This is a genomic window from Acinetobacter soli (genome assembly GCF_000760595.1).
Taxonomy (GTDB): domain Bacteria; phylum Pseudomonadota; class Gammaproteobacteria; order Pseudomonadales; family Moraxellaceae; genus Acinetobacter; species Acinetobacter soli.
Genome location: NZ_BBNM01000010.1, coordinates 76,338 through 100,180 on the forward strand (window position 1 = coordinate 76,338; position 23,843 = coordinate 100,180).

The window sequence follows — 23,843 nt, forward strand, 5'->3', positions numbered from 1 at the left end:
CGGATATCAAGATAAGGGATAAAACATGTTTAACTGCTTTACCCCCAATCTCTCATTTATCGTATTCTTTATTTATTTGATGTATTTGACATGTTCATTTTAGAGTGATCCATGTTCATCATATTTGAGTGATCCATATTTCCCATTTTAGAAGGGTCCATATTCATCATCTTAGAATGATCCATTTGGGACATATCGGACATTTTACTGTGGTCGTGCTGGCTATGATCCTGTTGAGTTGTTTTATCATTCTTCATATCACAGGGTTTTTGACACTTACCTTGTTCTTTGATATCTGCTTGAACAGCAGTACTTACTGTACTGGTCTGTTTAGCCTCTGCAGCCCAAGACTGAGTTCCAGCGAACAAAGACCCAACACATAAAAAAGTAGTTAAACTACGACGAAATAAAGTTTTCATTTTTTGCTCCAAGATTAGCTCATATGAATACATTAAAGGCCGGCACTAAACATCTATATGACATGAAAATGACATTTTTGTAATCTACGCCGAATCACGGATTTATAACGTTATTATGATCCTAATTAATGCAATCAGGTTTTTATAAATGAGAATCTTATTAGTTGAAGATGAACAAAAAACTGGTGATTATCTTAAACAAGGCCTTTCTGAAGCTGGCTATATTACTGACTGGGTTACAGATGGATTAACAGGAAAACACCAGGCTCTTTTTGAAGAGTATGACCTAATTATTCTAGATGTAATGTTACCTAAGTTGGACGGCTGGAATATCATTAATGACATTAGAAAAAGCGGTAAAAGCATGCCTATTCTTTTTCTTTCAGCCCGAGATCAAATTGATGATCGAGTGAAAGGGTTAGAATTAGGGGCTGATGATTATCTTGTCAAGCCTTTTGCTTTTGCAGAGCTACTGGCTCGAATTAAGAGCTTACTCCGTCGGGGACAACAAAAAGAAGATAGCAACCTAATCACTATTGCAGACCTTGAACTTGATTTACGTAAACGTCGTGTTACTCGTGCAGGGCAACGTATTGACCTAACAGCCAAAGAGTTTGCATTGATGGAATTATTTATGCGTAGACGTGGAGAAATTCTACCTCGTGCTTTAATTGCTTCTCAAATATGGGACATGAATTTTGATAGTGATACCAATGTAGTTGAAGTCGCTATTAAACGGTTAAGAAATAAAATAGATAGCAACTTCACCCCTAAGTTAATTCAAAACATCCGGGGGATGGGATATGTCTTAGAGGTAGAAGATGACTCATAAATTGTTTAATGCAATTAGCTTCCGTATTGCAATTATCTTTTCTCTATCAACTGTCATCATCTTATTGATTATGGGGCTGGTCATTCATCAACTTGTTATGCATCATTTTGAAACTCAGGACCGGACCCAGTTAGAAGGAAAAATTCAGCTTTTAGAAAATTTACTTGAACAGAACCCTACAAATACCCATGAATTAAATACATATTTAAAAGATGCTTTAGTAGGTCATCATGATCTGATTGTTCAAATAGAACGTCCAACAGGCCAAATCATTTTTAGTTCAGCACCAGCAGTCATAAAGACGCAAACGTTAGTCAAATCTAAACAAGCCCCTTGGATAGAATGGGAAATTCAAAAAAAAATCTATCGGGGCTTAGTTTATAAAAAGTCCTTTAATAATATTAGTATTCCATCAGCCCAAATTATTGTGGGGATCGATACATCTGAACATCAACACTTTTTAAATGATTTTAGACGACAGTTATTATATATCGGCGTTGTAGGCACAATTTGTTTAATGTTTTTAGGTTGGTTTGCCGCTTGGAGAGGATTACGACCAGTTCAAAAAATGGCGAAAGTTGCAGAAGGTATCTCGGCTCAGCATCTTTCTGAGCGATTAGAAGTAGACAGTACTCCAACTGAACTGAAATCATTAGCCATCGCATTCAACGATATGTTAGACCGGCTAGAAACAGCGGTAGGGAAACTCTCGGATTTTTCATCTGATCTAGCTCATGAGATCAGAACACCTATTAATAATTTGATGACGCAAACCCAAGTTTGTTTATCACGTAGTCGAGATATTAGTACCTATCAGGAAATTCTATTTTCCAATTTGGAAGAGTTTGAACGTTTAGCCCGAATGGTATCCGATATGCTCTTTCTTGCAAAAGCAGAACATGGCCTACATAAAGCGAATTTACAGCAAGTGAATTTAGTCAAGGAAGTCTCAGCATTATTTGATTTTTATGATGCAATTGCTGCTGAAAAAGGAATGTCACTCAAGCAAACTGGCCAAGGTTACGTTGAGGGCGATCCTTCAATGTTACGTCGTGCACTTAGTAATTTGCTATCAAACTCTATTAGGTATGGCAAACCAAATTCGGTAATCAAAATTCAGTTTCAAAAAAATATAGATACCACTATATTCACAATTGAGAATGAAAGTTCACCATTAACATCTGAGCAGTTGAACCGATTATTTGATCGTTTTTATCGTACAGATGCATCGAGACAACGAGTTGAGGAAGGCACCGGGCTAGGTTTAGCCATTACAAAGTCAATTCTTGATGTCCATGGCGCAACAATTCAAGCAGACTATAATAACGGACGTATAATTTTTAAAATTATTTTTAAAAATTAATTAATTATCCTATAAAAAACTGACTACTTATTACAAATAATTAAAATAATAAGTAGTCAGTTAATCATCTATTTTATTTACGTAGCCGTAAAGCATTACCAATAACCGAGGCTGAACTTAGACTCATCGCGAGCGCTGCAATCATAGGAGAAAGTAACCATCCAGTAAATGGGTATAAAATACCAGCAGCCAAAGGGATACCTAACGCATTATAAAGAAACGCAAACATCAGGTTTTGCTTCATATTCTTAATAGTTGCCTCCGACAAGGTACGGGCTATTTCAATACCGCGTAAATCACCCTTTACCAAAGTAACTTGAGCACTATTCATTGCGACATCTGTTCCTGTCCCCATTGCAATTCCGATGTCAGCCTGCGCTAAAGCCGGAGCATCGTTAATTCCGTCACCAGCCATTGCTACGATTCTTCCTTCTTTTTGTAATTTCTTAACTAATTCTAATTTATCTGCGGGTTTTACTTCTCCATAAACTTCATCGATACCTAAACGGCTACCAACTGATTTCGCTGTTGTTAAGCCATCGCCTGTAGCCATTACGATTCTTAAACCAGAATTTTTTAATGAATGCAAAGCTTCAGGTGTACTTGCTTTGATTGGATCTGAAACAGCTATCAAACCTATCAGTTTCCCATCCACAGCTAAATGCATAACACTTGCACCTTCAGCTCTTAACTTCTCAGCATCATTGATAAATGCATCAACAGATATACCAAGTTGTTCCATTAATGCGGTATTACCTAGAGATAACTGATGTCCATTTAACTCACCCTTAACGCCAATACCAGACCCTGACTCAAAAGATGTCGGTTTCGTTAGTGCAAGATCTCTTTCCCGGGCAGCACGTACAATTGCATCGGCTAAAGGATGTTCACTTCCTTGATCCAGACTAGCTGCTAATCGAAGAATCTCGTTATCTTCATATCCAGAAAGAGGGATAATCTTATCAAATGTAGGTTGGCCTTCGGTTAAGGTTCCTGTCTTATCAATAATTAACGTATCAATCTTCCGTAAATTTTCTATAGCTGCAGCATCACGAAAAAGTACACCATTTGATGCACCACGACCGGTTGCCACCATGATTGACATAGGCGTCGCTAATCCTAAAGCACATGGGCAAGCAATAATTAAAACTGCGACAGCATTGATTAGCCCATAGACCCAACTCGGCTCCGGTCCGAATATTCCCCAACCCAAAAATGTAAGTATAGAAATACCAATAACCACCATAACAAACCATCCTGCTACCTGATCTGCCATTCTTTGCATTGGAGCTTTAGAACGTTGAGCTTGCGACACCATTTGTACGATCTGAGAGAGTACAGTTGATGACCCAACCTTTTCTGAACGCATCACTAATGAACCATTCATATTCATAGTTGCGCCAATCACCTGGTCTCCCACACGTTTTGTAACTGGTACGGGTTCTCCAGTTAACATCGACTCATCAATAGAACTTGAACCTTCAGTAACTATTCCATCAACAGGTACCTTTTCACCTGGTCGTACTCTAAGCAAATCTCCAACGTGTACATGGGAAAGAGGAATATCTTCTTCTCTACCATCGTCATTTACTTTTCTGGCAGTTTTCGGCGCCAACCCAAGCAAAGATTTAATCGCGGCCGAAGTTTGCGAGCGAGCTTTTAACTCAAGCACTTGACCTAACAATGTTAGTGAAATGATAGCATCAGTAGCTTCAAAATATACTGCCACACGTCCCATAGATATAAAAGAGTCAGGGAATACTTGCGGTGCCAAAGTTCCAACGAGACTGTATATAAATGCTGCACCGGTCCCTATCCCAATTAAAGTCCACATATTCGGACTACGATTTAAAATTGATTGCCAACATCTAACAAAAAATGGCCATCCCGCCCAAAAAACTATTGGCAAGGTAAGAAGAAGTTCAATCCAGGTTTGTACTTTAATTTCAAACCAGTTTAATTTATGACCAAACATCGCCAAGGTTATTACGATAACGGTCAAAGGTAACGTGTACCAAAATCTTCTTTTAAAGTCCTTGAGTTCAGGATTTTCATCAGCCTCATCTAAATTTGGAAGTAAAGGCTCTAATGTCATACCGCAAATTGGACAGTTTCCAGGTTGATTCTGTCGAATCTCTGGATGCATGGGACATGTATAAATTGTGGAAGTATTTACATGAGCTGAATTAGTAATTTCATTTGAATCTACTTCAGCTCTATTCATTGATTTTTTAGTTGGAGAAGATTTACCCTCTTCATTAATATAAAACAAAGGATCATTTTCAAACTTTAACTTGCATTTTTCACTGCAAAAGTAAAATGTTTTACTGTCAATTTTTTCATAAAGTTTAGAAGCCTGCGTTACGGCCATTCCACAGACAGGGTCAATAAGTCTATTGCCAGTATTCTTATCTTCATGATGATGGTCCATAGAACCTCCTTCATATTAATTCTCAAAATAAAGAGCTCATTAGGATTAAACTAATTTTTCGTTATCCGGTCATTTAGTGACCATTATTTTCAATAAAGTCAGTGTAACACTTGTGTGTTTTCAATTTTAAAAATGACAAAAATGTAATTTTGGAGTCATCAAGACGTTTCTATCTGTCTTGAATAATAAGCATACGAAGAGTGATGATCAACTCAATCTATTCATGAACGTCAACGGGTCATTACTTAGCTATGTATCAGTTTTAGAAGGATGATGAAATGAAAATTTTCCAAAATAAAGTATCAGTTCTACGCAATGTATTAGTTGGTGCAACTATGGTTGTAGCTGCTTCAAGTGCGTTTGCACATGTAAAACTTGAAAGTGCAACACCTGCTATTAATGCTTCTGTAGCAAGTCAACCCCAAAACATAACTTTAAATTTTGGTGAAGAGGTTATGTTAATGAACGTCAAATTGCTTGATGCCCAACGTAAGGATATCCCATTAAATTATAAAATAACTCATGATATGAAAAAGTCATTTGAAGTGGCCGTACCTAAACTTAAGAAAGGTAAATATACCGTGGTATGGACCACAATGGGTGCAGATGGCCATAACATGAATGGCGAATATAATTTCACGCTTAAAGCAGCAAAATAAAATAAAAACGAAATTAGTAAACATGCCAGCAATTTGCTGGCATGTTGCTATAACGATGGAGAAAAATATGCTTCCTGAAACTTGGATATACGCAACATGGCTGGCTAAAATCGTTTTATATTTAGGTATTGCATTTGTTGTTGGTGGCGCTTTCTGTTATTTCTTACTTGGTCGTTATGTAGAAATTAAACAGACTATTCTGAAGTACATAACTATTGGTGCAGGATTGGGTTTAATATCCAGTATTCTTAGCTTCTTCCTTCTCATTGGAAGTTTTGCCAATACAGGTCTTTCTGGCATGTGGGATAGCAACTACATAAACATTTTAATAAATACTCCCACAGGGCACGTTCATATTATTCGATCAATTAGTTTTGCTCTTCTACTTCTATTGATGATCATAAAACTTAGTAAAGGAACTACTCAGGTTTCAAAAATTGAAGGAGTAATATTTCTCATACTTTTAACGCCTATTGTTTTTAGTTTTTCTCAACTTGGTCATGTTACAAATTTACCTTTATTCGCACAATTTTTATTATCAATCCATGTACTTGTAATGTCTTTATGGATGGGATCACTTTATCCTTTATGGAGAACAAGTAAAAAAATTACTGGTCTTCCCTTGAAAGAACGCATGCATCTGTTTGGAAGAATTGCTGCTTTTGTGGTAGGAATATTACTTGCATGTGGTGCCAGTATTGCTCTATTACTCATTAAAGATTTCAATATTCTACTGAATACTCCTTATGGGCATGGATTCATTATTAAAATAATATTTGTTTTAAGTATTTTATTATTGGCTGCCTTTAATAAATGGTATTTTACTCCTCGTTTACAGGATCCAAAATTTGCAAAACAATTGGGTTATGCCATTTTATTTGAAATGTCACTAGGTTTATCAATTCTTTTAACGACTGGGTATATTACAACAGTAGTCGGTATTGAGTAATAGGAGTAGCTAAGCAATGACTTCATGGATGAAAGTTAACTGTATCGTAATTATATCTCTTGTTGTAAATACTGTGAGTTGGGCAGAACCAGCATCAGCTAAACATATGCATGCGCTTGATGACAGTGAGCTGAGGAAAGTTTCGGATCATGACCACTCAGACGAGAGCTCACGTTCACATGCCCATCATGCAGATAAGAAAGAGGAACCACAAAATTTAAGACTAATACAAACGTCTTATCCAAAATAAATATGGATAAGTAGGCTTGATTTCGGGGATAGAAAGATTCTACTCCCTATCAATAACTAGTAATTAATTTTTTGATAAAGTTCTCAAATCTTCTTGTATCTAGCAAGACCTCTCGATAATGTATCTATGTTGATTCTTGGCTAATATCAAAAAAATTATTAATTTTAGGTATCCAAAAAATCTCATTCCTGAAACTAATCTCTAATCCATCTTCAATCTCATTGATCATATTTAGTTCTATTTGCTTAGAATGGGTAATCTCGAACTTATGAAAATACATTAAGCAAAGTCTTACCCACAATAATAATTCAAATCTATTCTTGGTTAATTTACTTAACTTAATAATTTCTTTTTCTAATTTCTGATTTTTTATTGCTTTTATAAAGTTAGAATTCTTTATAAATGAAAAATTTAAATTAGTATCATAATTCCGGTTTAAAAAAATTATAAAGCCAATGAGTTCAGCCGCTTGACCAGGATGATGCGACAAATAATGTTTGACATGCCATATCCGTGGCAAGTTAAATCTTGAATTACTCACCAGAAACATCAAGGCTGAAGCTGGTTTCATTGCTAGCCTGGCAGAGCGAATAGTTGTTGTACCATCGCTCACTCTATTCATTAACGTGTCAAAGTACTTTTGAAGAATTTGAGCGGGGAAAGTGGGCTCTAGACAAATATTTTTTAACCTATTCAATTGGTCCAATTCAGAACAAAATTCTTTTGCCTGTATATCTACTTGAAGATGATGTACTTGAGTTAACCATTGCATAGGTAATACAAACTTACGTAAACCACTTGTTCTTAATCTTCCCAAAAGCTCGGTATAAGCGGGAACTTGCTCTATCCAAAGATCATCAGTTTCTTCAAAGAATTTTATGTGTTTCGCAGTAAATAAGGCTGCTTTATGTGAACCTACTCGTTGTTCAAGCCATTTTATATAGTTTTTAAAGTGTTTTTGGAGATGTATATCTTCTAAATTATTTGCTAATTTCCCAACTCTTCTTTCAAGAATCTGGTGCCAGGAACAGCTTTCACAATAATTTCCGCGCCCAGCAGGAATCTTCAATTTACAGATCAAACAATAATGAGGTGGTGAATTCAAACATTTCTTGCAATACATCTGACCTGATTTAACATCTTCTTCAAGTAGCCGATACCTACGACAACTTGGGCAAGTTCTATAATCACGAGTTGCGCATTTAGGACATACTCTTAAATTATCTGAAAAGCGGCTGATTCTGGAGAGTTTCTGGGAAAAGCACCCACAACGCTCACAGGCTTGAAACTCCTTGAAATAAACAGAGCAGCTACAACAAACAGGACCATACTTTGTAATTTTTCCGATAGAGTAATCAACTCTTTGACAACGTATACATGGTCTATTATTTTCACATTTTTGGCAGATAGCTGAGTTATCATATTTATATAACCTGGCAAGCTTTCCACAGGATGAACATGCTCTTTTTTTGAAAACCCGTACATAACATGTATGGCAAAATTTAGTCGATTTATAATTCTTATGAATTTTTTCCACACTGCGACCACAGTCATCACATTGAGGCATCTTATCTTCCCCCAATTTACAAGATTTTTCGCTTCAATCTCCACATTTTTCGTAATATAGCTTTTTTACCTATTGGTCTTGGGGTACTTGAGACATTACCCTTTAATATATACCCCCGAGAAACCTTGTATAGTTGCTTTTCTAAGGGTATTAATATTTCTGGTATTTTACATCTCTTATCCCAAAATGAGGCTCTATTCATACTTAAAGAGTGAGCTGTTTCAATAAATTTTTTTTGGGAAACTTTTAACAGTTGAGAAATACAAGCAAATATTTTCTCCCTTTCTAATACTGAACTTTGACTAAGGACTAAACCCGTCAAGGAAATTTGAGGATGGGGAACTATAATATCCAGCGCATTTAAAAACGCCCAACCTTTACTATTTAAGGAACTTCTAAGAACTTTTCGAATAAATTGATTAAATAACTGAATGACACTCAACCACTCTGATATAGGAATTAAAGTATCATCATAAATTGCATATCCTTGCTTAAGAAAAAGATCAAAGTCTTTCTGTAATGCCAAAGCATTGCGATCTATGACATCGGCTTTCACATCAAAAAGTTTCTCTTTACATAGGGCACAGCAAGATAGTGTCTGATCAGGAGCTTCCAATAATCTTGGTTGAATAGCCTTCTGGCAATGGGGACATTGATCTAATAAACGCTGATTATGCTTAACACATCCCACGTGCAATACATACCGCCAATTCAGCCGAAAGTAAGCAACAGGATCACTTTCCAAACATTTGGGACAATATTGCCAACCACTTTTATGTTTACGATTCCGTGTACCTAAAGCTAATATCCATGGTTCAAGATTTATTGCACTATTTTGTAGAAATAATGTCTTAAAAGTTGAGGGATTGAAGTGATCCGGGCTGGTACCAACCTTACGGATTAATATATCTAAATATTCTTGATCAAGTCCTTTATCAATGTCTACAGTCCATGCTCTCCATTTGGGCCAAAGTAGCCCAGTTAAGCTCAGTGGATCACAACCACTCTCAAGGGAAATTCGTATCAGCCATGAGGATAAGGCTTCATCTTCATAGGGAAGTGTACGAATAACCCAATAATGAGTCCCTACAATCTTAACCATACTTGTATGCTACGGGTTACTTTACACTTTCTAATAATTGGTAATTAATGTGTTCCTGCCCAGTAATGATAGCCTTCTTGGCAGCTTCCCTTAAAAGACTACGTAAATTGCCTAAATTTCCCTCTGTAATGTCATGTAAATACTTTACAGTTGCTGGCTCAGCTAATCTTGAAGGCAGTTTAAGTGGAAGCACTTTTTCAAATTTATTTACCATAGCCTGAAACTCTTTATCAAGTTGCCATAAGGGAAGGTTAACAACACGAAAACGGCTTACATGCTGTGGATCGGTATATAGCACCCGAACAGCTTCTTCCGTCCCAAAACCAACAACAGGTATCTGAGTTTCATTACACAAATATTTGATCGCATTCATGACTGTTCTTTGTTTAATAGGAGTTCCACACAACAAAGAGTTCATTTCATCAATAATAAGTAACTTCACCTCATAAAGCTTGAGGCAATGAACAACCTGGTATCTTAATTTTGCAACAGGATCTCTTTCGCGGAAGGGTTCCCAAAATCTATCTAAGATAGCCATATATAAAGCTTTCTCATCAGGGGAAACAGGTGCTTGAACAACAATCACAGGTTTAACTGCATTATTAAGCTCATTAGTATACCCCTCTCCATAGAGCTTAAAAAATTGGTTAATAATTGAAGTCTTACCGTTATTAGGTTTACTTAACACCAGTAAATTAGGCATACGACTTCGTTTTGGAAGAGCGAGCATGCCCTTTAATTGATCCAGTAGATCATTCGCTGCTGGGTAACCTATCCAACGGTCCTCTTCGAGGAAAAAAAGTCTGTCCTCATTAGATTGGTCAACAATAGGTCGAAATTCCTGGAAAATATGTGGATAATTACTCATGAAATATCCTCATCATTTTCTACCTCATCTAAAGGTAATAACCCATATAAGCTTTCAAATTGTTGATCCATAACGGTACTCTCATATTGAGATTTTTTGTCCTGAATTGAAGCAGGGTTAATTCTCTGTTGATGTTGAGTATTACGCTGATATGTTCTGCGAGCACGACGAGTTTTAATACTCGCTTCTTGTACTCGTTCACGCAGTTTAGCTAAAGCCTGTCCAAGCTCATGATCTTTTAAATATTCACCAGTTTCTTTTTTCAATTCCTGAATTTTTTTATGTTCCCAAATACTAAAGGGTGGAATACTTTGATCTGCTAGAGGAACTTTAAAATAGTTTTTTATTTCAGGGTCAAAGAACCATATTTCACTAATATTCCTTGGATCTCTTCTAAAAATAAACTTGCGTTTCTCTTTATGGTTATCAGGGTCAATTGAATTGATCCAACTTCTCAATACATCCGCATAATATGACAGCCCATCAATAGTTACACCTGTAGTTTGGATTGTTCGTTCAAAACTCGGTAAAAAATCAAGGAAAAAATTATGATCATTTGCAGGTAATCTGGCTGCTCCAGAACCTAAAGTATTCTTATCACCAAAGATACCCTGTTCAAAAGCATGTAGAGGTGATGTACCTAAAGCTGAATGTTTTCGTTTATGGTAAACATTACAGATAAAATCAATCAGCCAATCCTCAAACTCTGTAAATGTAAAAACGGCTTGAGTATCAGAGTCATAATCTTTTCTCTGAAAAATATTAGAAAAAGTAGTACCTGGTACTGCATGAATATCTGTAGCAAAAGTACCCATCAAACGTTCAATATGTCCACCAAAGCGTGGTTTTTTAACAGGTCGATATTCCAGACGGATATCATGTGCCATACAAGCATTTCTGAAAGTTTCTGAATGGAATTCGGGACCATTATCTACATGGATCGTATTCATAATTCCCCAAACAGGCCATTCAGCCTGGATCTTGCGTAAAGCCAACCATTTCTCTTTGGGTAATACTGCTTGAGAAACACACATGGCAATAGACATTACCGAAGGTGCATCTAAAGACAGGTAATAGCCGACAATTACCCGCGAAAAGACATCAATTGCAAGAGTTAGATAAGGACGCCCAATAGGTTGTCGGTTAAAATCATCCACCAGAATTAGATCCACTGGGGTATGGTCAATCTGAACAACTGCAAGCGGGTAATCCGCATGAGGAAATTTTCCCGCGGCTGGGGTAAATTTATTATTAGCCTTTTCTTTATGTCCTCTTTTACGCAGAACTTCTCTTTGACTGATTGCTGCTATACGATTCCGTACGGTATTTGCATGAGGGACGTCAAGAATATGATATTCATGACATAAACGTTTCACTTCAAGTACAACTTTTTGAACACTTATTCTCTGATTAGTCAGATATAAATCTTTAATCGCTTTTTCAATAATTGCTTCAGCATGCTTATTAATCATCTTCTGACCTTGAGGCAACCCCTCTTTTTTAGGTCTCAGTCCATCAATCGTTCCGTATGCGTTATATATTTTTAACCATCTGTATAAAGTTGCTGGATTTATATCATGTTGCTTTGCACGTAACTCCACTTCCTTACGTCCACTCACCCCATCCTCAATAAAGGGGCGGATTATATTGAAGCGCCTTTCAGCTTCCTCCCAGTCTTTATCAGGAATGAGATCTATATCTTCATACTTTTCAGTAGGCAATGCTGGCTGTAATTCACTTATGGCAGCAATACCTTTTCTACCCGTATTCTTGTTTTCAACAAAGACAGATTTAAGGTCAATAATCTCAATAATTGTATGCGGTATACCTTTTACCTGAACTGACTCTCCAGCAGCAATCTTGATATTCACACGTCTATCATTCATCTTAATTCCCACTTATCCAAAGTTCAGTAGAAGGCAGTAAAGGTTGACTCAAATCGCATGCTAAAAAGCCATGAGCAACTAAATACCAAATTTGACTAATCCCATTTGCACGAGCCCATTTACCGGAAAAATGCCGAGCTAAAAGTGTGTCAAAAGTTACAACTTCTCTATCTCTTACATAGTCCATTAAAAATTTTGAATCGGCGAAAGAGAAGAACATTTTTCGGTATTTTTGCAGAAACATAGCATTTGACCATATTTGATCACGAATACGTCCTTCATGTGCAATGTGGAATTTCCAACCTTCTTCTTTGCAAATAGCCATAGCGGCACGGTATCTGGATTTCCATAGATTCAAATTAAGTTCTAACTCCGCTGCTGGCTTAACTTCAACTAATTTAGGATGGATAAAAGGGAGATAATTGTCATGTTTATATGTTACTAAAAAGTCTGGGGTATAAACCCGTTTCTTTCCATTATCAACATACTCAATAGTAAATGGTTGAGACTCAACAGCAAGAACATTGGGATCAACCTCTAAACGGATGAGAAAATCTCGTTCAAGTGTAGATTCAAAAGGAACTGCAGAATCTTTTTTAAAAGGGTACAGTCCGGATACACTGATACGTGTATTACCAATTTTTCTTCGAGCTGGTACGATCTTGACCGTGTCGCATAATTGATTGTACATTCTTGGTTCCGTCGCATAGTTCATTATAAGATTTGTCGCACAGTTCTTTGTAAAAAGCGTTCTAAGTTATTGACTCACGCTTAAATTGTCGCATAGTTCTTTGTAAATGACAGTGGATCAAACCCAAAGCCCGGCGAAATCACGCTGTCGCATTTGGGCGTACTCTTTTTGGATGAACTGCCCGAGTTTGATCGCAAGGTGCTGGAGGTTTTAAGGCAGCCGCTAGAAGCCAAAGCCATCACGATTTCAAGAGCTGCACGTCAAATTTCATTTCCGGCCAATTTTCAATTGATCGCTGCAATGAATCCATGTCCGTGCGGTTATGCCTTTAATCAGGATCAACGCTGTCAATGCACACCCGAAGCAATTAAGCGTTATCAAGGTCGAATTTCTGGCCCGTTACTCGACCGTATCGATTTACATATTGATGTACCGCCACTTCAAGCACACGAACTACAAAATACGGCGCCTGTTGAAGATTCAGCAAGTGTTCGCGCACGTGTGCAAAAGGCTTATCACTATCAGATCCAACGCCAGCAATGCTTAAATCAGGCGCTATCACCAAAACAGCTTGAAGCATTTGCTCAGCTTAGTCCTGCAACTGAAAAAATTATGTCTTTGGCGCAGCAAAAACTCAATTTATCGGCTCGGGCTTATCATCGGGTACTGCGCGTGGCACGAACCATTGCAGATTTGGAGCAAAGTCCACTCATTGAGCGGCACCATTTGAATGAAGCATTATCGTATCGTACCGATATGAGCTAAATAAAAAAGACCGCATAGCGCGGTCTTTTTTATATTTAACCCATTAGAAAGTTTTGGATAGAGTTAACACAGCACCCAAATCATACGGTTTTTTACCGGCATCGGTCATGCCAGAGGTGCTGATGTCGGTACCCACACCCGCCAATTCAGCCGTTACACCCAAAATGTTGTATTGCACACCAAATTTGTAATCAAGATAACTGTCGTCGGTACCTGGACCACCTGCCACCACGGCCAGTGCTTCTTTGTTTTTAAATTTGTTGTAGCCTAAAGATGCAATTCCGGTAAAACCTGTGTCTGCAATCGGTGCGCTATAACCGACATTGAAGTACCAGAAATCATCGGTGCGACCCCAGTAATCTGGCGTGTAATTGATTCCGGTGGTGATGCTGTCGCCCTTAAGTAGCGTATCTGCAAAAATTAATTTACCATATACTTCGGTGAAGGCCAAACCGGTTTTGTTGTTGTACGGGTTGGTAAAGTTAGATTTTGCGCCAATATAACCATAGTAAGTCACGCCGACGTCATAGCCGACTTTATAGTCTGGTGTAAGCATAAAAGAGCTGGCATAACCGAGCGATGCATCGGTTTCAGTCGAATTTCCTTTAATACCGAAATCGACACTTGACCCCCAAAGCGTCAGATAAGCACCAGATTCATGGTTAAGAGTAAAACCACCCTGAATTGCAGGATTATTCGAGCTCTGTGTTACCCCGCGAAAGCGATAGTCAGTTGTTGCAGCCACGTTCCCAGATACCGAAAAACCTGCCATTGTCGGCTTGTCTTCTGCCATCACCGCAGTTGTACTTGCTGCCAAGCTGGCTAGAACTGCGACTTGATATGCAAATTTTTTCATTGTAATTCTCCCCCGTGTTGGGCATGACCAACAGACTTTTGATTTTTTGACTTGGATCGATAAAGATTTAGCAAATGCTATGCCAAGTTTGAAAAAACTCGCGAAAATGCGGCTCGTAAAAGAGATTTTTTGAAGTTAAACAAGGCGTTATTTTTGATTTTTATTTTAACCCTGAATCAAAGCTTTCAATTGAATATCTGGTTGTACGATTTTTTACGTTGTACAAATTGTTACTTATGGTTCAGTCGGACACAGCATGGTGCATTTTTCACAAGATAGATATAAAAAAAATTGAGCGGTATTTAAAGCGTTAAATCCATTAGCTGTAACAAAATAATTTTGAATGCACCAAGATTGCTCACTTTATAAGCAATAAACTGCATTTGCGCACAAAAAATATGCAATAAAATTATTTGATGCGTATTTTTTAAGCAAAAATAATCTCGCCTACATGTAACTAAATATATAAATTGCAAGGATTATGTAGAAAACTGGAAAACAATGCGAAAAATATGTTGATAAAAAATGTATCTTTTCTATAGATTATCTATACAATTTTGTGATTTTCTAAGCCTTCTTAGAAACAAAAATTACAATTTATCTTCTCGAGGTATTCAATGCTAAAAGCACAAAAGCTTACGTTAGCAGTTGTGATCAACGCTGTACTTATTACTTCAGCATATGCAAGCGAACAAAGCGATGCAAAAGGATTTGTTGAAGGTGCTCAGGGTTCTGTTTTACTCCGCAACGGTTTTATCCAGCGCGATAAAAAGAAAGGACTGAAAGATACAAATTCTTGGGTTCAATCGGCGGTGCTGAATCTTGAGTCTGGTTTTACTCAAGGTCCGATTGGTTTTGCTGCTGGTGTAGTCGGCGATTTTTCATTTAAGTTGGGCGATAATTATCATTCTGGCAACAGCATGGTTGCACTGAAAAATAATGGTGCTCGTGATGCCAACGGTCGCGTTGATCCATACGATCAATGGACACGTGGTGGTGGCTTTGTAAAAGCACGTGCGTCGAATACCACCTTAACCTACGGTACTCAGGTGCTTGATTTACCTGTTTTGGCCAGCATGACCACTCGTAACACGCCAGAGTATTTTGAAGGGACTTTGATTACCAGCCATGAAATTAAAGATCTTGAGCTTGTTGCAGGTAAATTTACCAAGAACCAATTGCCGGAGCACATTGCAACTGATCAAAACCATCTTGATCGTGCGTATGTGTGGGGTGCAAAATACAAATTTAACGATCAGTTGAATGCTTCGTATTACGGCGCTGATATCAAAGATAAAATTGAGCGTCATTACGTAAGTGCTGCTTATAAGCAACCACTGGCAAATGACAGTTCTCTCAGTTACGAGTGGGCCGGTTATAGCACAAAATTTAAGCCAGGTGCAGACACTTATTTCTCAGGTGGACCAAATACACGTACAGAAGATCTCAATAACTATATCTGGGCCTTCTCTACAACATATAGTCAAGGTGCACACTCAGTGATGGGTGCTTACCAGCAAAATACCGGTGGTATTGGCTATGACTACGGTGCCAACCAAGACGGTGGTCAAAGTATTTATTTGCCAAACTCTTACCTTTCAGACTTTAACAGCAAAGGCGAGAAATCAGTTCAATTGCAATATAACCTCGATTTGGGCGCGTATAACGTACCAGGCTTGAAGTGGACCACTGCATTTGTTTATGGCTGGGATATCGATGTGATCGGCACTAACATTGACAATGCCAACGAGCGTGAGTTCTTTAACCAATTGAGCTATACCGTTCAAAGCGGTTTTGCCAAGGATTTAAAAATCCGTGCACGTTACTCGATTTTGCGTGAAAGCGATGTCGGAGCGAATGGTTATGGAGATACCAACGAAACGCGTATTTTCATTGATTTCCCAATCAAGTTCCTTTAAGTCATAAAAAGCCCTAGCCAGTTCGCTCGCTAGGGCCTTAGATATTTAAAAAATCAAACATCAACTGAATGATGTTTGATTTTTTTTATCTTATTTTTTTGCAGCTTCAATCGCTTTAAGCACTTCTGCTTTCGCAACGTCTGCACCTTCCCAACCACTGATCTTCACCCATTTGCCTGGCTCTAGATCTTTGTAGTGTGCGAAGAAATGTTCAACTTGATTGATCAACAGTTTTGGTAGATCAGTGTACTCTTGTACATCTTTGTACAATGGTGACAATTTCTCATGCGGAACTGCGATTAATTTTGCATCGATACCACCGTCGTCTTCCATATTGAGTTTACCTACAGGACGGCAACGAATTACTGAACCTGCGGCAACTGGATATGGTGTGACAACCAATACGTCTAATGGGTCACCATCTTCAGACAAGGTGTTTGGTACATAACCGTAGTTCGCTGGGTAGAACATTGCTGTTCCCATAAAACGATCCACAAACAATGCATCTGAATCTTTGTCAATTTCGTATTTGATTGGCGCAGCATTTGCCGGAATTTCAATAATAACGTAAATATCATTTGGCGCGTCTTTACCCGCCGGGATATTGTTGTAGCTCATAGCAACACTCTTTTAGGTTAACCAAATTTTTGTCGCGTCGATTATAACGGTTTCTGAAGCGAACTGCGTGGATTATACAAACTGCATCAAGAAAATCTTTAGTCCTGCTCTCAATCTACTTAAACCAGACGAATCACCAAGATCAGCAAGAAGATCGGACACAGCATCGACAGCAACCAGATAATCGAACGCAACATGGCCCAATTGGCCAAATAACACAGACCATACAGTACACGCAAAACCAGATAAGCCAAGCCAAAGGTCATGATGATGCTTTGCTGAACCACCATATATTCGGCCATCAGTACAGCAGCCAAAAACAAAGGCAAACTTTCAAAACTGTTTTGTTGCGCCGCATTGGCACGCGCAGCCAAGCCTGTTGTACTGGCCAAAAAAGCACGTGGATTTTGATTGTCTTTGGATTTAAATCCACCGGCAAGTTTGGCAATCATGGTAAATACATAAGGCAACAAGCACGCTGCCAAAATCAGGTAAACAATACCACTAATCCCCTGCATGATCGTTTCTCAAGACATATTTTTAGATGACCTTATCATAACATGGCGTTTTGTTTCTAAATTCGGTTAAATATAGTGTTTTTATAACTGAACCAGAACAGGACAGCCGATGAGCACATCAGATCAAGATGAAATCTTTGAGGTTTTGGAAAAACAGCGCCAGAATCAGCTCAAGGTTGATCGTATTTTAAAAATCGTCCTCCCGATTGTGGGTTTTTTGCTGTGTACCATTTGTGCCAACCTAAACTGGCAGTCGACCTTGGGCACTTTTATCATGCTGACACTGGCCATGTGGGCGGTCAGTATCTGGCGATTATCGCTCTGGATGTGGATGCTGATCGCAGCCCTATATTGTCTGGTCGACAACTATTTCAGTTATGGCACCCTACAATTGTCTTTTTTGCGTTTACAACTCGGATGTATGCTGTTTTTTATCGGTCTGGCAGGTATTGGACGTCCCTATATGGATCGTTGGTTACTGAGCAGTTCCAAATAAAAAACGCCTGATCGTTCAGGCGTTTTCAATTCACTGTTGAATGCTTAATTGGTTTTACGTAGATCTTTACGTAAAATTTTGCCGACATTCGATTTTGGCAATTCGTCCATAAACTCGACATAGCGTGGGCGTTTGTAGCCAGTTAAGTTTTCTTTGGCAAAACTTAATACTTCTTCTGTGGTTAAAGATGGATCTTTTTTCACCACGAAGAGTTTTGGTACTTCGCCGGATTTTTCATCTGGCACACCAATAGCAGCCACTTCGAGTACTTTTGGATGCTTGGCAATAATTTCTTCAATTTCGCTTGGATAGACATTAAATCCAGACACCAAAATCATGTCTTTCTTACGATCAACAATTTTGACATAGCCACGATCATTCATCACGCCGATATCACCAGTGCGGAAATAACCATCACTGGTCATGACCTTGGCTGTTTCATCCGGTCGGTTCCAATAGGCCTTCATGACCTGAGGGCCACGAATCGAGATTTCTCCCTGCTCGCCTAATGCCACTGCTTTACCGTCATCATCTAGAATCGCGACATCAGTGAGGGGTAACGGAATACCAATGGTTCCACTAAACTCAGTCGACGCAGGTGGGTTGACCGTTGCAACAGGTGAGGTTTCAGACAGCCCATAACCTTCAATAATGGTCACGCCAGTGATACGTTTCCATGCTTCGGCAGTCGACGGTAACACCGCCATACCACCGCCCATCGCAATTTTCAGTTTAGTGTGATCAAGCTGTTTAAATTCTTCATTGTGTACCAGCGCATTAAACAAGGTATTTACCGCTGGAAAAAAAGAAGGTTGGTATTTACGTAGTTCTTTAATGACCGCAGGCAAATCACGCGGATTTGGAATCAGAATATTGGCCTGACCCTTATACATGCCATACATGGCACACACCATAAACGCAAAAATGTGATACAGCGGCAAAGCGCAGAACATCTTGTCATCTTTTTGGCTATCGCCCGGCCCAAATTTACTTTGGAAGATTGCATCACATTGCAGCATATTGGCCACAAGATTGCGATGGGTCAGCTCAGCCCCTTTCGACACGCCTGTGGTTCCACCTGTGTACTGAAGGACCGCCGTATCGCTTAAGCTTAAATTTGGACGTTTATAATGGCTCGGGCTCACTTTATTAATGGCTGCATTAAATTTGATATGCCCCGGAATATCCCAAGCAGGAATTTGCTTACGCACATTGCGCAGCACAAAATTGACCAAGTTCCCTTTCAGGAAACCCAGCATATCGCCTACAGATGCAATCACAACATGCTTAACTGGCGTTTTACCCAAAATACTTTGATAAACGCTGGCAAAATTTTCAATAATCACCAGAACTTCGGCACCAGAGTCATTTAACTGATGTTCGAGTTCACGTGAGGTATATAGTGGATTGACATTGACCAGAATCAAGCCCGCACGAAAAACACCTAAGGCCACAATTGGATATTGCAGCACGTTTGGCATCATCACTGCAACGCGGCTTCCTTTAGGTAAATTCAGACTTTGCAAATAGGTTGCAAATTTGCGACTGGCCTCATCAAGTTCACTAAAGGTTAATGCCTTGTCCATAAAAATAAAGGCATCGCGTGAGCCAAATTTTTGAAAGTTGCGCTCAAAAATATCTACCAAAGATGTATTTTCTGGCGGTAAATCAACTGTTTCCGGAATTCCTGTTTTCTGGTATTCAGTGAACCAAATTCTTTCCATAATCCAAATATCTCCAATCGGTAATTTTTTAAATTTCGACTCGTTATTCAATGATCGCGCTTTTTTTAGTTGCTGTTGCCCGATCATGTCATCCCTAATACCTCTACATCAGCATATATAACGTATTCGGGATGACGGATGCGAGCATTATCTCTGAATCAACAGTCTATTTGCTTTTTGATATCCTCGTGGTAAGAGTTGACCTTTCGATGCACGCTTACCGATGTATTTCTGAAGATCATCACCTTTTATTTTTAAATGCTGTTGACCCGCATCCACCTGAATTATTTCATTTAAGTTGAGTAATGTCATGGACAAAATTTGTTCTTTGTCTTCAAGTTGTATCAACTTATTACCCTTGCCTTTATTTAAAGTTGGTAATTCTGACAGATCAATAATCAGTAATCGGCCCGCCGAACTCAAAATTGCCACATGGGTAGAGGCCTGCAATGAAAGCAAAGGCAAGGCCGTCGCTTTTTCGGGAAGGCTCAAAAAGGCTTTACCGGCTTTGGCACTGGTATCGAGGTGTTTGGCTTGCGTTTTAAACCCGTATCCTGCGCTACTGACAGCCAGCAACTCGCTGTCATCGTCACCGATCAGTACCTGAATAAACGACACGCCATTGGCTGGCGAAAGCTTCGAACTCAGTGGCTCGCCAAGCCCTCGTGCCGATGGTAATGCATTGATTGCCAATGCATAACTTCTGCCCGTTTCGTCCAGCACATATACACGCTGGTTGGTTTTACCTACTGCATGACTCTGGTACTGATCTCCCGCACGATAATTAAGGTTCTCTGCATCGACTTCGCCTTTGGCAGCGCGAATCCATCCCGCTTCGGACAACACCACCGTCACGGTTTCCGCTGGAATTAAATCATGTTCTTTGATCTGTACCGCTTCTTCACGCTCAACAATTGGAGCACGACGATCATCACCAAATTTTTTGGCATCTTCTTTTAGTTCATTAATGATCAGTGTTTTTAACGATTCAGGATTCTCAAGTTGTTCACGAATAATTGCAGCACGTGCAGCCAGCTCATCTTGCTCACGGCGAATTTCCATCTCCTCAAGCTTGGCCAAATGGCGAAGTTTAAGTTCTAAAATGGCTTCAGCCTGAATCTCATCGATATTAAAGTGCTGCATCAACACCGGCTTAGGCTGATCTTCTTCACGAATGATCTTGATCACGGTATCGATATCCAAATACGCAATCAATAGCCCGGCTAAAATGTGTAACCGCTTTTCAATTTTATTTAAATGATACTGTAAACGGCGAGTGACCGTCGCTTTACGAATGTCGATCCATTCAAGCAAGATGCGTCGAATCGATTTCACCTGCGGTCGCCCGTCGGCACCAATCATGTTGAGATTGACCCGATAACTGCTTTCAAGATCGGTGGTCGCAAATAAATGACTCATTACTGCGGCAGCATCTACACGATTTGAGCGCAGCACAATCACCAAGCGCGTCGGGTTACGATGATCTGATTCATCACGGACATCACTGACCAGTGGCAGTTTTTTGGCCTGCATTTGATCGGCAATTTGCGTGATCACTTTTGACCCTGACACCTGATATGGCAGCTCGGTAATAATAATCTCATTTTTATCGACACTGTACACCGCACGTACACGATAACTGCCACGACCGGTACTCTGGATTTTAAGCAGCTCGTCTTTTGGCGTAATAATTTCTGCTTTGGTCGGTAAATCTGGCCCCGGAATGAACTCCGCCAGTTTTTGCTCAGACAGTTCAGGATTACGAATCAGCGCAATCGTACCTTTTACTACTTCACGCAAATTATGCGGTGGAATATCGGTGGCCATACCGACCGCAATGCCTGTGGTGCCATTGAGTAAAATATTGGGAACACGCGCTGGCAAGTTAATCGGTTCTTTGAGTGATCCGTCAAAGTTATCTTGCCAATCGACCGTTCCCTGACCCAGTTCACTCAGTAGCAATTCGCTATACGCCGACAGTTTGGCTTCGGTATATCGCATCGCAGCAAATGATTTCGGATCGTCTGGTGAGCCCCAGTTACCCTGACCTTCGACCAGCGGATAACGATAGCTAAATGGCTGAGCCATCAACACCATCGCTTCATAGCAGGCAGAGTCACCATGCGGATGATACTTACCCAGTACATCCCCTACGGTACGGGCCGATTTTTTGGGTTTCCCGGTCGATTTTAAGCCCAGTTCGCTCATGGCGTACACAATACGACGCTGTACAGGTTTTAGACCATCACTGATGTGGGGCAATGCACGATCCATAATCACGTACATGGCATAGTTCAGATATGCCTGTTCGGTAAACTCGGCAACGGAACGGTTCTCAGTCGCATGATGCGCAAGGCTGGTCATAACAACGAATCATCCTAAATAATAGTTTTGTCTTGTTTGTTATCCTATGTCGCCAGTCTTGGAGACACAAGGGTATGTCTCCAAGCAGTGCGTCAAATTATGTCTTATGATGTAAAACTAGCCAGTTTTCTAAATGAAAGCAATGCTTTTATGATTAAAGTCCAATTGACTCCAGTGTTTTTCCTTGGGTCTCTTCACCGAGCACCACAATCACCAAAGCCACAGCCAGCAATACCAGCGTGAACATCATAAAGACTTGATGAAATCCGTCGTGTCCAACCATCATATGTGTGACCACAATAGGCGCCGCAATACCGCCAATGCGGCCAATCGCAGATGCCCAGCCTGCGCCAAAGGCACGAATATTGGCTGGATATTGCTCAGGCGTATAGGTATACAAAACGCCCCAAGCGCCCAAATTGAAAAAAGACATTAAACAGCCCCAGACCATCACACTGAACATACTGTCGGCTTGACCAAACAGATAGGCCGAGATAGCACAGGCCGTGATAAAACTGGCAAGCGTCGCCTTGCGGCCTAGGCGCTCAATCAACCATGCCGCACACACATAGCCCGGTAACTGCGCCAAAATCATAATCAGCACATATTCAAAAGATTGCACCACGGTATAGCCCTGCTTAACCAACAGGCTCGGTAACCAAGTAAAAATGCCATAGTATGAAAACACGATGCCAAACCAGATCAGCCAAAGCATCAAACTTCGTCGGGCAAAGGCGCCCGACCAAAGCTGCTTAAACGAAACACGCTGCTTTTCGGCCACGGGTTTCACCACTAAATGCTCAATCACAGGTACGCCAGCTTGGCGTTCGATCTCTTGTACCAGCTCATGGGCTTCATCAATGCGTCCGCGATTGATCAGGTAAGGAATGGATTCTGGAATTTTTTTAATAATCACATAAACATAGAGTGCTGGAAGTCCACCCATTAAAAAGGCAATTTGCCAGCCAAATTTTGGAATAACGAAATATGAAACCAGTGCCGCGACCAACCAACCCAAGCCCCAGAAACTTTCCAACAATACAATAAATCGCCCACGCACATGCGAGGGAATATATTCACTGACTAAAGTCACCGCAACCGGAAGCTGTCCCCCCAAACCGACTCCCACAATAAAACGAAATACCAATAACCATGTCAGATTGGGTGCAAAAGCGCAGGCCGCAGTGGCCAGACTATAGATCAACAATGTGGTTGCAAACATGGTTTTTCGGCCAAAACGATCTGCCAATCCACCAGAGCAGACTGCACCAATCGCCATTCCGATAAAGCCAATGCTTACAATCCAGCCACTTTCGGCTGGCGTTAGTGCCCAGTCCTTGACCAAAGTGGTTAGGATAAATGCAATGATGCCGGTATCTAGTGCATCAAACATCCAGCCTAATCCGACCACCCATAACAAAGTATAGTGGAACTTTCCAACCGGCAAATTTTCTATTCGTGATACTAAATCCATGATCCAAACTCAATCAGTCGCGATGCGAGACATCAGGGGAAGAAACCAGTAACTTTATTTGTGTCACTTCTTGTTGCTTTTAAGTATACCGA

The 23,843-nt window shown here is 39.8% G+C and carries 20 protein-coding genes and 1 pseudogene; 8 read left to right on the top strand and 13 right to left on the bottom strand.

Annotated elements, in window-relative coordinates; genetic code table 11:
- Positions 1-68: 68 nt before the first annotated feature.
- Positions 69-419, bottom strand: coding sequence for a hypothetical protein (locus Aso01_RS12255; RefSeq protein ID WP_000853615.1), 351 nt, complete (start codon positions 417-419; stop codon positions 69-71).
- A gap of 148 nt (positions 420-567) precedes the next feature.
- Between Aso01_RS12255 and Aso01_RS12260 the strand changes: the two genes are divergently transcribed.
- The gene (locus tag Aso01_RS12260) at positions 568-1,251 is read left to right on the top strand and encodes a heavy metal response regulator transcription factor (RefSeq protein ID WP_004932182.1); all 684 of its coding nucleotides are present in this window, start codon (positions 568-570) and stop codon (positions 1,249-1,251) included.
- Positions 1,241-2,614 carry a heavy metal sensor histidine kinase gene (locus tag Aso01_RS12265; RefSeq protein WP_000149042.1) on the top strand — a complete coding sequence of 458 codons (1,374 nt, stop codon included), beginning with the start codon at positions 1,241-1,243 and terminating at the stop codon, positions 2,612-2,614. Before Aso01_RS12260 ends, Aso01_RS12265 begins: the two co-directional genes overlap by 11 nt.
- A gap of 73 nt (positions 2,615-2,687) precedes the next feature.
- On the opposite strand, the gene Aso01_RS12270 is transcribed toward Aso01_RS12265, so the two are convergent.
- Positions 2,688-5,045 (bottom strand): heavy metal translocating P-type ATPase, encoded by a 2,358-nt coding sequence (locus Aso01_RS12270; RefSeq protein WP_004932179.1) that lies wholly within the window; start codon positions 5,043-5,045, stop codon positions 2,688-2,690.
- 278 nt (positions 5,046-5,323) lie between these two features.
- On the opposite strand from Aso01_RS12270, the gene Aso01_RS12275 reads away from it, so the two are divergent.
- From Aso01_RS12275 to Aso01_RS16095, 3 genes are all read left to right on the top strand, one after another.
- Positions 5,324-5,704, top strand: coding sequence for a copper resistance CopC family protein (locus Aso01_RS12275; protein ID WP_000689223.1), 381 nt, complete (start codon positions 5,324-5,326; stop codon positions 5,702-5,704).
- Positions 5,705-5,771: 67 nt separating this feature from the next.
- A complete protein-coding gene (locus tag Aso01_RS12280; RefSeq protein WP_004932174.1) occupies positions 5,772-6,653 on the top strand; it encodes a CopD family protein in 882 nt (293 codons plus the stop codon).
- A gap of 16 nt (positions 6,654-6,669) precedes the next feature.
- A complete protein-coding gene (locus Aso01_RS16095) occupies positions 6,670-6,903 on the top strand; it encodes a hypothetical protein (protein ID WP_004932169.1) in 234 nt (77 codons plus the stop codon).
- Between the two features lie 124 nt (positions 6,904-7,027).
- Here the strand turns inward: Aso01_RS16095 and Aso01_RS12290 are convergent, their stop codons facing one another.
- From Aso01_RS12290 to Aso01_RS12310, 5 genes are read right to left on the bottom strand one after another with little or no spacing between them, the layout of a single operon-like run.
- Positions 7,028-8,470, bottom strand: coding sequence for a hypothetical protein (locus Aso01_RS12290; RefSeq protein WP_004932168.1), 1,443 nt, complete (start codon positions 8,468-8,470; stop codon positions 7,028-7,030).
- A gap of 16 nt (positions 8,471-8,486) precedes the next feature.
- The gene (locus Aso01_RS12295; RefSeq protein WP_004932163.1) at positions 8,487-9,572 is read right to left on the bottom strand and encodes a TniQ family protein; all 1,086 of its coding nucleotides are present in this window, start codon (positions 9,570-9,572) and stop codon (positions 8,487-8,489) included.
- A gap of 16 nt (positions 9,573-9,588) precedes the next feature.
- On the bottom strand, positions 9,589-10,440 hold the full coding sequence (locus tag Aso01_RS12300) for a TniB family NTP-binding protein (RefSeq protein ID WP_004932160.1): 852 nt from the start codon (positions 10,438-10,440) through the stop codon (positions 9,589-9,591).
- Entirely contained in the window at positions 10,437-12,326 is a 1,890-nt protein-coding gene (locus Aso01_RS12305; protein ID WP_000999880.1) for a TnsB C-terminal domain-containing protein, read from the bottom strand. Before Aso01_RS12305 ends, Aso01_RS12300 begins: the two co-directional genes overlap by 4 nt.
- Position 12,327: 1 nt before the next feature.
- On the bottom strand, positions 12,328-13,017 hold the full coding sequence (locus Aso01_RS12310; protein ID WP_004932157.1) for a heteromeric transposase endonuclease subunit TnsA: 690 nt from the start codon (positions 13,015-13,017) through the stop codon (positions 12,328-12,330).
- Between the two features lie 114 nt (positions 13,018-13,131).
- Here Aso01_RS12310 and Aso01_RS12315 point away from each other — a divergent pair.
- Positions 13,132-13,782 (top strand): annotated as a pseudogene (locus tag Aso01_RS12315) (ATP-binding protein); the annotation flags it as partial.
- 43 nt (positions 13,783-13,825) lie between these two features.
- On the opposite strand, the gene Aso01_RS12320 reads toward Aso01_RS12315, so the two are convergent.
- The gene (locus Aso01_RS12320) at positions 13,826-14,638 is read right to left on the bottom strand and encodes a TorF family putative porin (protein ID WP_004932151.1); all 813 of its coding nucleotides are present in this window, start codon (positions 14,636-14,638) and stop codon (positions 13,826-13,828) included.
- 617 nt (positions 14,639-15,255) lie between these two features.
- Here Aso01_RS12320 and Aso01_RS12325 point away from each other — a divergent pair.
- A complete protein-coding gene (locus Aso01_RS12325; RefSeq protein WP_004932148.1) occupies positions 15,256-16,557 on the top strand; it encodes an OprD family outer membrane porin in 1,302 nt (433 codons plus the stop codon).
- 90 nt (positions 16,558-16,647) lie between these two features.
- On the opposite strand, the gene ppa is transcribed toward Aso01_RS12325, so the two are convergent.
- Both ppa and Aso01_RS12335 read right to left on the bottom strand, forming a co-directional pair.
- Positions 16,648-17,175 carry an inorganic diphosphatase gene (gene ppa, locus Aso01_RS12330; RefSeq protein WP_004932145.1) on the bottom strand — a complete coding sequence of 176 codons (528 nt, stop codon included), beginning with the start codon at positions 17,173-17,175 and terminating at the stop codon, positions 16,648-16,650.
- A gap of 119 nt (positions 17,176-17,294) precedes the next feature.
- Positions 17,295-17,693, bottom strand: a complete 399-nt coding sequence (locus Aso01_RS12335) for an MAPEG family protein (RefSeq protein ID WP_004932141.1) — start codon at positions 17,691-17,693, stop codon at positions 17,295-17,297.
- Between the two features lie 109 nt (positions 17,694-17,802).
- Here Aso01_RS12335 and Aso01_RS12340 point away from each other — a divergent pair, with 109 nt between their 5' ends.
- The gene (locus Aso01_RS12340; RefSeq protein WP_004932138.1) at positions 17,803-18,189 is read left to right on the top strand and encodes a hypothetical protein; all 387 of its coding nucleotides are present in this window, start codon (positions 17,803-17,805) and stop codon (positions 18,187-18,189) included.
- Between the two features lie 44 nt (positions 18,190-18,233).
- On the opposite strand, the gene Aso01_RS12345 is transcribed toward Aso01_RS12340, so the two are convergent.
- The 3 genes from Aso01_RS12345 to niaP all read right to left on the bottom strand — a co-directional run bounded on the left by Aso01_RS12345 (position 18,234) and on the right by niaP (position 23,751).
- On the bottom strand, positions 18,234-19,913 hold the full coding sequence (locus tag Aso01_RS12345) for an AMP-binding protein (protein WP_039909741.1): 1,680 nt from the start codon (positions 19,911-19,913) through the stop codon (positions 18,234-18,236).
- 147 nt (positions 19,914-20,060) lie between these two features.
- Complete coding sequence (gene parC / locus Aso01_RS12350) at positions 20,061-22,277, bottom strand: DNA topoisomerase IV subunit A (protein ID WP_004932131.1); 2,217 nt, start codon at positions 22,275-22,277, stop codon at positions 20,061-20,063.
- A 154-nt stretch (positions 22,278-22,431) separates the two neighbouring features.
- Positions 22,432-23,751: a niacin transporter NiaP gene (gene niaP, locus Aso01_RS12355; RefSeq protein ID WP_004932126.1), complete on the bottom strand. Its 1,320-nt coding sequence runs from the start codon at positions 23,749-23,751 to the stop codon at positions 22,432-22,434.
- Positions 23,752-23,843 lie beyond the last annotated feature (92 nt).